This is a genomic window from Weissella koreensis KACC 15510 (assembly GCF_000219805.1).
GTDB classification, from domain to species: Bacteria; Bacillota; Bacilli; order Lactobacillales; family Lactobacillaceae; genus Weissella; species Weissella koreensis.
Map to the genome: position 1 here is coordinate 783107 of NC_015759.1, position 13156 is coordinate 796262.

The window sequence follows — 13156 nt, forward strand, 5'->3', positions numbered from 1 at the left end:
TACTACTACTACCTCTAATTAATATTAATTAATCATTAAAAATAACAGCGCCTTACCCATATTAATCCCACAAAAGGAGTTTTTACGTTATGCAATTTTCAATTAACCGCCAAATTTTAATTAAAGCCCTAAATAATGTAAATCGAGCTATTTCAGCTAGAACTGCAATGCCCATTCTTGCCAACATTAAATTAGTTTTAACCGAAGAAGGATTGACTTTGACGGGTTCAGATACAGATATATCAATTGAAACCACGATTCCCAAAAATGATGATCAAGCTCAATTAAAAATTGATTCAATTAGTGGAATTACATTACCAGCTACTTTTTTCACAAATATTGTGAAAAGAATGCCCGGAGAAGAAATAAAATTAGCTAATATTGACGGTTTTCAAGCTAAAATTAGTTCTGGCTCAGCTGAATATGATATCCATGGTCAAGATGTCAATAGTTATCCTCATCTTCCAGAAGTTGATATTAAGAATCAATTAACATTACCTGCTGAAACTTTGATTGAAGTTATTCGTCAAACAGTTATTGCAGTTTCAAAACAATTAAGTCAACCAATTTTAACTGGAGTTCATTTTATTTTGGGTGGTGGTAATTTAACTGCAGTTGCAACTGATCGCCATCGTTTAGCACAACGCACAGTCCCATTTGAAAATGAAGAAGTGAACGCTGATATTATTATCCCAGGGCCTTCTTTGTTACAACTTCAAGGAATGCTTGAAGAAGTCGAAACTGTTGAAATTCGCGTTGCTGCAAATCAAGTTATTTTCCAACTTGGACCAAATACGCTCTTTTATTCACGTCTCTTAGAAGGAAATTATCCTGATGCTTCACGTTTAATTCCAACAGAAAAAAAGACGACTTTGACAATTAATGCGCGTGAATTGTTGCAAACTATTGATCGGGCAGCATTGCTGTCACATGAAGGGCGTTCAAATGTAATTCAATTTGATATTTCTGGTGAACATTCAATTATTTCATCAAATTCTCCTGAAGTTGGAAAAATTGAAGAAGAAATTTTTGCGGCTGAAACAGCTGGAGAAGACCTTACAATTTCATTTAATCCCGATTATATGCGAGACGCTTTGAAATCATTTGGGGATGAAGAAATTCAGATCGGGTTTAAGACCGCTTTAGACCCATTTACACTTGTTCCTACTAATAATGCGACGAATTTCATACAATTAATAACACCTGTTCGTACTTATTAATTGATTTAATTATCGAAATAAAAAATTAAGAAGAGCCGAAATGAGCGTTAAACGCTTAATTTGGTTCTTTTTGTCAAAATGGCGTAAAAGTCCATAGAGGTCTTATTAAAGCCAAATAGATAAAAAAATGGTATAATTAAAAGTAACTAATTTTGGAAATAAAAAATTATTTTTATCGTATTATCCGCGTGATAGAAAGGACTTGATTTGGCAAAAGAAGTGTCAATCACAACCCCTTATATAACTTTAGGGCAGTTGTTAAAAGAAACGAGTACTATTGGCACTGGTGGCCAAGCAAAATGGTATCTTCGTGAAAATGAAGTATTAGTGAACCAAGAGATTGATATGCGCCGTGGTCGTAAATTATATCCCGGAGATGTTGTTGCATTACCAAATGGTGACCGTTTTGTGATCAATGGTGAAGGGGCAACTCCTAAGTTTGAATAATGCGATTATCATCATTAGAGCTTGATAATTTCAGAAATTATCAAAACTTAGAAGTCGAATTTTCGCCTGGGGTAAATGTTTTTTTAGGATCAAATGCTCAGGGTAAAACTAATTTATTAGAGGCGATTTATGTTTTAGCATTAGCTCGATCTCATCGAGCACACAGCGATAAGGAATTAATTGGTTGGAGTCAAAAAACGGCTAAAATTAAAGGTGTTGTGGAGCGAAGAACAGGTAAAATACCTCTTTCATTAGCTTTTAGTCCCAAGGGTAAAAAAGCCCGAATGAATCATTTAGATCAAGCCAAACTTGCTAATTATATTGGGCAAATGAATGTGATTTTATTTGCTCCAGAAGATTTAAATTTGGTAAAAGGGAGTCCACAAATTCGTCGGCAGTTTATTGACCGTGAATTTAGTCAGATGAGCCCTAAATATCTCTATATTGCTAATCAATATCGAGGAATTTTAAAACAGCGAAACCAATATTTAAAACAATTAAGTCATCATGAAAGTTCAGATGAGTTATTTTTAGAGGTGCTGACAGAACAGTTAATTGAATATGGGAGTGATTTAATTTGGAGACGGTTGCAATTACTTAAACGTCTCGATAATGCTGCTTCCCCAATTCAGGAGGCAATTACAAAGGATCAAGAACATTTAAAAATTGAGTACGTTTCTCAATTAAATGTTACAGATTTAACCGATCTAACTATGATTCAAAAAGGCCTAAAACAGCACTTTAATAAATTAAAAAAACGTGAGATTCAAATGGGGACAACCCTCTTAGGACCGCATCGGGATGATCTCCAATTTATGGTTAATGGTCATGATGTGGCTACTTTTGGTTCACAAGGTCAACAACGTACAACAGCTTTGGCTGTTAAATTAGCGGAAATTGATCTTATGAAGGAAGAGACGGGGGAAGAACCAATTCTATTGTTAGATGATGTTTTGTCTGAATTGGATTCAACTCGACAAACGCATTTATTGACGGCAATGCAAGATCGGGTTCAAACGTTTATTACGACCCCGTCATTAAGTGATATAACCCAAAAGTTGATCAAAACACCACGCGTCTTTAAGGTTGAATACGGAACACTAACATTACAATCAGAAATCGATGAAGCGCCTAATTTATAAAAATAAGAATTAGGTTGCTGCAAGCTATGTGAGAGGAGTTTTTTAAATGGCTGATGAAGAACAAGTAACATCAATCAATTCAGAAGAAGTGGGGGTTATGCACACGGAGGCTGGAGCTTATGATGCTAGTCAAATCGAAGTGCTTGAGGGTCTTGAAGCAGTTCGTAAGCGACCTGGAATGTATATTGGAACAACTTCTAGTCAGGGACTCCATCATTTAGTTTGGGAAATTGTTGATAATGGAATTGATGAGGCCATGGCTGGCTTTGCAGATCATGTCACTGTTACAATTGAAGCTGATAATTCGGTTACAGTAACTGACAATGGTCGAGGAATCCCAGTTGATTTACAAAAGAAAACTGGGAAATCAGCCTTAGAGACAGTCTTTACGGTTCTACATGCTGGTGGAAAATTTGATGGTGGTGGTTATAAGGTTTCTGGTGGATTACACGGAGTTGGGGCTTCTGTAGTTAATGCTCTTTCAACACGCCTAGATGCTATAGTAGTTCGTGATGGAAAAGGTTATCAAATGGCCTTTGAACGTGGACGAACGGTACAGACTATTACTGAAATTTCAGCAGAAGGATTGGAAGTTGAACGTGGAACGATCGTGCACTTTGTTCCGGATGCTGATATTTTCCAAGAGACCACAGTCTTCAATGCTAAGACTTTAATTGATCGAGTTCGTGAATTAGCCTTTTTGAATAAGGGCTTGCGCATTTCATTCACTGACAAACGAAATGATGAAAATAAAACTGAGACTTTCTATTATGAAGGTGGTTTGAGAGAGTATGTTGAATACTTGAACCGAAATAAGACTGTTTTGTTTGAAGAACCAGTTTATGTTGAGGGAACTTCAAATAATATTGAAGTTGAAGTTGCCTTGCAGTATACCGATGATTATCGATCAAATGTGTTGCTTTCTTTCGCTAACAATATTAATACTTGGGAAGGTGGAACGCACGAGACCGGATTTAAAACAGCAATGACGCGGGTAATAAATGATTATGCTCGTCAAAATAACATCTTAAAAGAAGATGATGATACACTTACAATTGATGATTTAAGAGAAGGTTTGACGGCAATTGTTTCAGTAAAGCATCCTGATCCATTATTTGAGGGTCAAACGAAAGCTAAATTGGGTAGTTCAGATGCTCGGACTGCTGTTTATCGAATGTTTAATGAAACATTTAAACGTTTTATGTATGAGAATCCGGTAATAGCTAAGCAAATCGTTGAAAAGGGTCAATCAGCTAAAAAAGCTCGAATGGCAGCCAAAAAGGCCCGTGAAGAATCTCGAAAGAAAACTGGATTAGAAATTTCAAACTTACCTGGTAAGCTAGCAAATAATACCTCTAAAGATCCAGCTATATCAGAATTATTTATTGTTGAGGGTGACTCTGCCGGTGGTTCTGCTAAGCAAGGTCGAGAACGATTAACTCAAGCTATTTTGCCAATTCGAGGTAAAATTTTGAATGTTGAAAAGGCTCAAATGAAAACTATTTTAGCCAATGAAGAAATTCGTTCATTGTTTACGGCGATGGGAACTGGCTTCGGTGAAGAATTTAATATTGAAAAAGTTCATTATCATAAATTAATCATCATGACTGACGCCGATGTTGATGGAGCTCACATTAGAACTTTGTTATTAACATTGATTTATCGCTACATGCGTCCGCTGCTAGAAGCCGGATTTGTTTATATCGCACAACCACCTTTGTATCAGGTTCGACAAGGTAAGTTTGTTAAATACCTTGATACTGATCAAGAATTAAATGAACTGTTACCAACTTTGCCAGCTAGCCCTAAGCCAGTTGTTCAACGTTATAAGGGACTTGGTGAAATGGATGCCGAACAACTTTGGGAAACAACCATGGATCCTACTCAACGTCGGATGCTGCGAGTTGAATTAGATGATGCCGAAGAAGCTGATCAAGTATTTAGTATGTTGATGGGTGATAAGGTTGAGCCTCGACGTGAATTTATTGAACAAAATGCGCGTTATGCCGAGTTGGATGTTTAATTTAAATTATTGATTGAAGGGAGTTAAAAATGACTGAAGAAATAGCACAAAATGACGGGCGGATTAGTAATGCCCCATTAAGCGCGCAAATGAAGAATTCATTTTTGAATTATGCCATGTCAGTTATTGTGGCGCGAGCATTGCCTGACGTACGAGATGGATTGAAACCCGTTCATCGTCGTATTCTATATGGAATGCATGAATTAGGGGTGACCCCGGATAAACAACATAAAAAGTCAGCTCGTATTGTTGGGGATGTTATGGGTAAATATCATCCACACGGTGATTCAGCAATTTATGAAGCAATGGTTCGAATGGCTCAAGATTTTAGCTATCGAAATATGTTAGTTGATGGGCATGGAAATTTTGGATCAATTGATGGAGACCCAGCTGCCGCTATGCGATATACCGAGGCTCGGTTGTCAAAAATTGCAGTTGAAATGTTACGTGATATCAATAAAGATACGATTGATTTTGTAGATAACTATGATGGAACTGATCGTGAACCAACTGTTTTACCAGCACGTTTCCCTAATTTATTGGTTAATGGAGTGACTGGAATCGCAGTTGGAATGACTACCAATATTCCACCACATAATTTGGGTGAAGTAATTAATGGACTTCACATGTTGATGAATAATCCAGAGATTACAACAACTGAATTGATGGAAGCAATTCCTGGTCCTGATTTCCCAACTGGGGCAATCGTAATGGGAAAGGCTGGAATTCGTCGAGCTTATGAAACTGGTGAAGGTAAAGTAACCGTTCGAGCTAAGGTGGAAATTGAGACAGATAAGAGTGGACGTGAAAAAATTGTAGTGACTGAGTTGCCTTATATGGTTAACAAGGCTCGTTTGATTCAACGAATTGTTGAATTAGCACGGGACAAGCGAGTTGAAGGTATTTCTGGAGCGAACGATGAATCTGATCGTGAAGGTTATCGGATTGCAATTGATGTTCGTCGAGATGCTTCAGCTTCAGTAGTCTTAAACAATTTGTACAAGAATACCCTTTTGCAAACCACTTATAATTTCCATATGTTGGCGGTTAAAAATGGTGAGCCAAAGTTGATGGGCATAAAAGAAATTTTAGTTTCATACTTGGAGCATCAACAAAATGTTATTCGTCGTCGAACAAAATTTGAATTGAAGAAAGCTGAAGCGCGTGCGCATATCTTAGAAGGTTTGCGGATTGCACTTGATCATATTGATGCTATTATTTCAATTATTCGCAATTCAAAGACAGCAGAAATTGCTAAAGATCGTTTGATCAATGAATATTCACTTTCTGATAAGCAGTCACAAGCAATCTTAGATATGCGTTTGGTTCGATTGACTGGCTTAGAACGCGATAAGATTGAAGGCGAATATCAAGCTTTGATGACTCAAATTGCTGATTTGAAGGATATTTTGGCTAATCAATCTCGGTTGGATCAAATTATCTATGAAGAATTACTTGAAATTCAAGCTAAGCATGGTGATGCCCGTCGAACGGAGTTACAAATTGGGGATGTTACAAACCTTGAAGATGAAGATCTAATTGAAGAAGAAGAAATCGTGGTAACTCTTACGAATGGTGGCTACATTAAGCGAGTCCCAACTTCTGAATTTAGAGCACAAAATCGAGGTGGTCGTGGAGTTCAAGGAATGGGTCTGAACGATGATGATTATATTGACCAATTAATTGGGACTTCAACTCACGATACGCTTCTCTTCTTTACAAGCTTAGGTAAGGTTTACCGAATGAAGGGATATGAAATTCCTGAGTATGGTCGGACAGCCAAAGGAATTCCAGTTATTAATTTGTTAGGTAAATTAGATTATAATGAGCAAGTTACCAAGATCATTAATGTCCGAGGTGACACCGCTGAATCAAATGATTATCTCTTCTTTGTGACTCAACAAGGTGTGGTTAAGCGAACTTCAGTATCAGAATTCGGTAATATCCGTACAAATGGTTTGAAAGCCTTAACTCTCCATGATGAGGATGAATTGATTGCAGTCTTAACTAGTGACGGCGAACAAGAGATCTTTATTGGAACTCATGATGGATATTCAGTTTCATTTAGTGAAACTAATGTTCGTTCAATGGGTCGTTCAGCGGCCGGAGTTCGTGGGATTCGTTTACGTGAAGGTGATTATGTTGTTGGAGCGGATGTACGTCATGATGGCGATGAAGTTCTAGTAATTACTGAAAATGGTTATGGTAAGCGAACTTCAGTATCAGAATATCCTGTTAAGGGTCGTGGCGGTAAAGGAATTAAAACTGCTAATATCACAGATAAAAACGGATCATTAGTGGGAATTTCAATTGTTTCTGGTGATGAGGACGTGATGCTAACAACAGATCAAGGGGTTATGATTCGATTCACCGTCGATTCAGTTTCACAAACCGGTCGAGCTACGCAAGGAGTACGATTGATGCGTTTGGGATCTGAAACTAAGGTTGCTACCTTCACAAAGATGGATGCTGAAGAAGTGGTTGAAGTTAATGATGATGAAGAAAATCAAGTAGGATCAGTTACGGATAATACCAATGATGAAATTGGAACTGATGCTGTTAATAAATTATTAGATCGAGCTGAAACTGATCAATAATTATTGTGATTTTATTTAGTTAATTAATTTTTAAATTAAAAATATAAAAAGAAACCGTAGTATTAAATTTGAGGTATACTCTGATTTGATGCAGTTAAGTAATGTTTATTTTACTTATACGGCTTCTTTTTTTAAGCCAAGAAGATGGTAAATGTTATATAATGGGACGGTTATAAAAAATTAAAAGTAGATTTAGATCGCCTGAATTAGGGATTTGATACGATCTTAAATTAATTTAAGAAATAAATTGACCTGTGATATCGACCGGTTAATTTTAATTATGGCTTTTATAAATTTAGCAAACTCACCATTTTGTAAGTTTAAAAATTACTAATTGGCTTGAAGGAGGAGCAGTTTTGAGACATTATGGTCGATTTGATTGGATAAAATCGCGTCTTGGTTTTATTATTTTGTTGGTATTATTATTTTGGCTGAAGAGCATGATGGCCTATGTATTGGATTTTAATTTATTTAGTGGGTCAAGTGTCATTCAAGTGATTACGATTATTTTGAATCCATTGCCGTTGCCATTATTATTTATTGGATTAGCCTTTTATTTTAGAAAAAGTCGTTATTTTTATCCAATTGCAATTGTAATGGCATTTATCAATACATTATTACTTTATTTAAATGTTATTTATTATCGTGAATTTACTGATTTTATGTCCGTTTCTACGATGTTGGGTTATAACAAGGTTAACCAGGGACTAAGTGCATCAGGACTAGCTTTAGCTAATTTTCATGATATCTTTTTCTGGCTTGATTTTGTAGTTATTATTGGTTTATTTTTATTTAAAAAAATTAAGGCTGATAATGAAGCACCAAATAAATTTATGAGTTTTGCCTTCTCAACATTAGGGATATTCCTCTTTATGTTGACTCTAACTTTGGGTGAGATTGATCGCCCTCAATTAATTGGACGGCAATTTGATTCAAACTATATGGTGAAATATTTAGGAATTGATGCATTTACTATTTCTGATGGTGTTCGTCTCCGCAATATTAATCGTGAACGAAATTCGGTTAAGAAAACCGATGTACAAAAGGCTTTGGATTATATTGATGATCATAATTTATCTGATGTAACGAAGTATCAGGGGGTGGCAAAGGGTAAAAATGTCTTTGTTATTCATTTGGAATCATTTCAGCAATTTGTCATTGATATGCAGTTAAATGGACAAGAAGTGACACCATTCCTGAATAGTTTGTATCATTCTGACTCAACTTTAAGCTTTAGTAACTTTTTTAATCAGGTTGGTCAGGGTAAGACATCAGATGCGGAAAATATGTTGGAGACTGGAACTTTTGGTCTGCCATCAGGTTCATTGTTTGCTTCGCACGGTTCAGATCAAACTTTCCAAGCGATGCCAGCAATCCTACATCAAACACAGAATTATTCTTCAGCAGTGTTCCATGGAAATAATGCTAGTTTTTGGAATCGAAATAACGTTTATAAAAATATGGGTTATCAGTATTTCTTTGATGCTAGTTATTACGATACATCTGGCGACAAGGCAATGGGATATGGGCTTAAAGACAAATTATTGTTTAATGATTCCATTAAATATTTGGAAAGACTTCAACAACCGTTTTATGCTAAATATATTACGGTGACGAACCATTTCCCTTATGCTCTTGATGACCGAGATAAGGATGCTAATTTCCAAACGGCATCTACGGATTCAGATGTAGTGAATGGATACTTTGAAACTAATCATTACTTAGATCAATCAATCAAAGAATTTTATGACTATTTGGATAAGTCTGGATTAGCTGATAATTCAATGATTGTTTTATATGGTGATCATTACGGAATTTCTAATTCTGAAAATAAGAGTTTAGCACCAGTTATCGGTAAGTCTGCTGATGATTGGACGGATTGGGATAATCAACAATTGCAGCGAGTTCCGTTTATGGTAAATATGCCGGGCTGGCATGGTGGTGGAATTAAGGATACTTATGGTGGTGAAGTTGACGTAATGCCAACTTTGCTTCGTCTCTTAGGTGTTAAGAATGCAAAGCAATATGTGAATGTTGGTCAGAATTTGTTGGATTCTAAAAAGGAACAAATTGTGGCATTCCGTAATAATAATTGGATAACACCTGAATACAGTAGGGCTGGAGATGAAATTTACGATAGTAATGGGAAGGTGCTTAAGAAATTAACGACTAAGCAACAAGCTAAAGTAGATAAAATTCAAGAGAAGGTTAATAAACAATTATCGGTTTCTGATTCAATAAATCAAAAAGACCTCTTACGTTTCTATACTCCAAAGAAATTTAAACCAATTCAAGCACAGAAGTACAATTATGCGCATGGCTTAGGAAAGTTGGAAAACTTGTCAGTCAAGTTAGGAGATAATGCTACTGACCTTTATCATAAGAACGGAGATAAGAGTACAGTGGACCTTTATCAGACCGACGCGCCAGAAAAATCGGAGCCGCGTTCAGATACTTCAAGAATTACGCAACAAAATCCGGATGATGTTGATAAGCATGATGCCGGAGCGGATAATGAACCAAATCCATAGTATTAAATTTAGGAAGCTATAGATCATAGTAGACTTTGTGGTTAGATTATTAAATCTAAATCATAGTCGTGCTAGATTAATTAGCTTCTTTTTTTATTTAGTTTCATAAATACGTTATAATTACGCTGAACGTTAATTTTATTTTTAAAGTTGATGAGGATTTATTTTTAAATAGAATGAATAATTAAGTTTGAAACAGAAACTATTAAGTAGGTGAAAACTGGCCTAACCAAAAATAAAAAGGGAGGCGGGAATAGTAATATGAAATATTTATTTAAAAAAGAACAGTTAAAATTTGGATTTAACATGTCACAATATGTATTTAGAATTGGCGAAATTGAATCAATGTCTGGAATATCAGCACGCCAATTAAGGTATTGGGAAAGCAAAGGGATTATTATGCCTTTGGAACGGGAAGATGAACAGTCTGGAAGAATCTACCCGTTTAAAATGTTTATTAGAATTATGATGATAAAAACCTATTTGGATCAAGGGAATACATTAAAAAATGCGGTGATACGTGTTGATGAGACACAGAATTTTATGCGACCAACGCATGATATTTTATCCAGTGCATTCCATGGATTAGTTTATGAAGAAGATATGGTTTATATTGATCTTGGTGATTTTGATACAGACGGAAATCAACGTTTATTGGCATATCAAAAAAAATCAGGTGAAAATCAGAAAGTTAGTTATCGAATAGTTGATAAAGAGGACTTGGAGGAAAGTGATGAATAAGTGGTCGGGCTTTTATCATTTAGATCAAGCTCAACGTATTAGGCGGCTACAAGAGGATTATAAATTTGATCAGAATGAATTAGCATTGTTCCAAGCACATTATGATCTCGTCGGAGAGGCTCAAGTCGAGAATTATATTTACCAATTTGGAGTTCCTACAGGCTTATTGTTTAACTTAAAAGTTAATCAAAAAGATTGGATTGTTCCAATGGCGACTGAAGAACCGAGTGTCATTGCGGCAGCAAATTATGGAGCCAAAATGATTTCAGCTGGAACGGGAATTAAGACAATTCGACAACAGCGTTTAATGATGGGACAAATTATTTTAACGGAGATTGATGACTTTGGGTCCCTACAAAAGTTTATCGAAACTAATCAAATTAAAATCTTGGAAATTGCTAATGATGCACATCCTTCAATGCTTAAAAGGGGCGGTGGAGCGCAGATAGTTAAACTAACAAAACTTGATGCACAAACTGCGGAAATTAACATATTGGTTGATCCCAAGGCAGCAATGGGAGCTAACTTAACCAACACAATGGTTGAGGCTGTGGCTGATTATTTGCGTAAGGTGGGCTATCAAGTTTTGATGGCTATTTTATCTAACAATGCTAAATATGCAGTGACTGATGCTCAAGTTCGTATACCGTTTGAGGCGTTGGTCGGTAAGTCTGATTTGGATGGGTCAACGATTGCGAAGAAAATTGTGCAAGCTAACAAAATTGAACAAATATCGGTTAATCGAGCTGTTACAGCAAATAAGGGTATTATGAATGGGATTGAAGCTATAGTATTAGCCAGTGGAAATGATACACGTAATGTTAATGCGGCTTTGCATGCATTTGCGGCTCGAGATGGTCAATATAAAGGGCTTATTCAATGGAAAGTTCAAGATGATCAACTTGTGGGGACTACTTCGATGCCAATCTTAGTTGGAATTGTTGGAGGATCAATAGGGATTGTTCCTTTAGTTCAACTAAATCATAAAATAATGAAAAACCCTACAGTGGAAGAACTAACAGATTTAATTGTCTCAGTTGGGATAGCTCAACATTTAGCAGCACTTCGTTCTTTAGTAACCGAAGGAATTCAACGCGGACATATGGGGTTACAAGCAAAATCTTTGGCAGTTCAGGTTGGTGCAGTTGGATTAGAAGTTAACCTTTTAGCTGACCTAATTAAGCAAAGTTCAATTAAAGATAGTCAACAAGCAGTGAAATTATTAAAAAGAATAAGAGGAAAATAATAATGGGATTTTCAAAGGAAACACAACAATTGTTAGATCAATTGAATCAAATTTACCCCGGATCAATTGTTTTACGGACGACGGGAACTAAAACTAATATGATTTTACCTGAACATGTAACGACTGACGCTCTTGGTAGTCGTTTAATGATTGAGGTGAATGATCTAACGGCGCCTGATTTTGAAGCTACTCGTGAAATGTTAAAAATGATGCTGACTTTAAATGGATACCCACAGGTTTATTTCCAATTGCGGACTAAAGAAGAAAAAATTGATGAGCAATTGATGATTATGATGACCTATTTGTATCAGCCAGCGTTAAATGCAATTATCTATCGAGAACAAGCCAAGCATGGTCAATTAACGAATGAAGTGGTTAAAGCTTATATAAATGGTGTTTTAAATACATTAACACCTGAAGATGGAAAGCAAGATGAAGCTGCTCTACGGTTGCTAACATTAATTGATACTAAAGTGTTTTTATCTGCTGTTTCAGAGGATGTAGATGAAATCAATAATGAATTAAAGAGTAAATTTCCTGAATCTTTTGCTGCAGCTGAACTACTCTTTGATCAAATGATAGTTGAAAAGATTAAAGATCCATTTACTGTTGGTCAAGCAATTCAAACTTTGTTTAAGGGCTTTGATGCTCAAATGTTGGCATGGGATTTACCTGAAATACATGCTCAAGAATTTGCAACGGTTACACCAGTGCTTTCAGCTGAACAATTAGAACAACCGGTCTCAAGTAATTATGGAATTCGTCATGTTGATTTCAATCAATTTGGGGATGACAACAATAAGAATGCCGTCTTTATTGGTGAAGATAAAACTTCTGGTCAAAATAGTTTCATATTAAAAGCTCCAGGAACTAATACTGCAGAATTCTTCAAGGAACTTTATGCTTTGCCCACTAAAGAATTATTCGAACAATTAAAACAACCTTATACAGCCTATTAATCAAATTGATGATTTAAAAAGATTGATTGTTATGAAGCAATCAATCTTTTTAATTACTAGAATATTGCTTGAGGTAGGCATGTTAATAGCTGTTTACAGGTAATTTATATCGCATTAATTTATAATAAAACTATCGGATATAATTAATTTTAAAAAAAGTAAAAAATACTATTGACGAAAAGTAGTTTTGCTAGTAATATTAATAAATGTTGTTGGAACGAAACAAATAAGGCAACAAACAAGTTTAAAA

9 protein-coding genes are annotated in these 13156 nt (G+C 35.7%); all 9 read left to right on the forward strand.

Features of this window, described 5'->3' with window-relative positions:
- The first annotated feature begins 89 nt into the window (after positions 1-89).
- Positions 90-1220, forward strand: a complete 1131-nt coding sequence (gene dnaN / locus WKK_RS03825; protein ID WP_013989527.1) for a DNA polymerase III subunit beta — start codon at positions 90-92, stop codon at positions 1218-1220.
- 207 nt (positions 1221-1427) lie between these two features.
- The gene (gene yaaA / locus WKK_RS03830) at positions 1428-1667 is read left to right on the forward strand and encodes a S4 domain-containing protein YaaA (protein ID WP_006846209.1); all 240 of its coding nucleotides are present in this window, start codon (positions 1428-1430) and stop codon (positions 1665-1667) included.
- On the forward strand, positions 1667-2809 hold the full coding sequence (gene recF, locus WKK_RS03835; RefSeq protein WP_013989528.1) for a DNA replication/repair protein RecF: 1143 nt from the start codon (positions 1667-1669) through the stop codon (positions 2807-2809). Before yaaA ends, recF begins: the two co-directional genes overlap by 1 nt.
- A 46-nt stretch (positions 2810-2855) precedes the next feature.
- Positions 2856-4832 (forward strand): DNA topoisomerase (ATP-hydrolyzing) subunit B, encoded by a 1977-nt coding sequence (gene gyrB, locus WKK_RS03840; protein ID WP_006846211.1) that lies wholly within the window; start codon positions 2856-2858, stop codon positions 4830-4832.
- Between the two features lie 29 nt (positions 4833-4861).
- Positions 4862-7429, forward strand: a complete 2568-nt coding sequence (gene gyrA / locus WKK_RS03845; protein ID WP_013989530.1) for a DNA gyrase subunit A — start codon at positions 4862-4864, stop codon at positions 7427-7429.
- 356 nt (positions 7430-7785) lie between these two features.
- Positions 7786-9960 carry an LTA synthase family protein gene (locus WKK_RS03850; RefSeq protein WP_013989531.1) on the forward strand — a complete coding sequence of 725 codons (2175 nt, stop codon included), beginning with the start codon at positions 7786-7788 and terminating at the stop codon, positions 9958-9960.
- 261 nt (positions 9961-10221) lie between these two features.
- Complete coding sequence (locus WKK_RS03855; protein WP_006846214.1) at positions 10222-10701, forward strand: MerR family transcriptional regulator; 480 nt, start codon at positions 10222-10224, stop codon at positions 10699-10701.
- Entirely contained in the window at positions 10694-11947 is a 1254-nt protein-coding gene (locus WKK_RS03860; RefSeq protein WP_013989532.1) for a hydroxymethylglutaryl-CoA reductase, degradative, read from the forward strand. Before WKK_RS03855 ends, WKK_RS03860 begins: the two co-directional genes overlap by 8 nt.
- 2 nt (positions 11948-11949) lie before the next feature.
- A complete protein-coding gene (locus WKK_RS03865) occupies positions 11950-12906 on the forward strand; it encodes a hypothetical protein (protein WP_006846216.1) in 957 nt (318 codons plus the stop codon).
- The last annotated feature ends 250 nt before the right edge of the window (positions 12907-13156 follow it).

What these genes read in the sequence shown, in the direction of transcription:
- gyrB (WP_006846211.1), top strand. Translation starts at nt 2,856, where the DNA reads ATGGCTGATGAAGAACAAGTAACATCAATCAATTCAGAAGAAGTGGGG.
- WKK_RS03865 (WP_006846216.1), top strand. Translation starts at nt 11,950, where the DNA reads ATGGGATTTTCAAAGGAAACACAACAATTGTTAGATCAATTGAATCAA.
- dnaN (WP_013989527.1), top strand. Translation starts at nt 90, where the DNA reads ATGCAATTTTCAATTAACCGCCAAATTTTAATTAAAGCCCTAAATAAT.
- WKK_RS03860 (WP_013989532.1), top strand. Translation starts at nt 10,694, where the DNA reads ATGAATAAGTGGTCGGGCTTTTATCATTTAGATCAAGCTCAACGTATT.
- recF (WP_013989528.1), top strand. Translation starts at nt 1,667, where the DNA reads ATGCGATTATCATCATTAGAGCTTGATAATTTCAGAAATTATCAAAAC.
- WKK_RS03855 (WP_006846214.1), top strand. Translation starts at nt 10,222, where the DNA reads ATGAAATATTTATTTAAAAAAGAACAGTTAAAATTTGGATTTAACATG.
- gyrA (WP_013989530.1), top strand. Translation starts at nt 4,862, where the DNA reads ATGACTGAAGAAATAGCACAAAATGACGGGCGGATTAGTAATGCCCCA.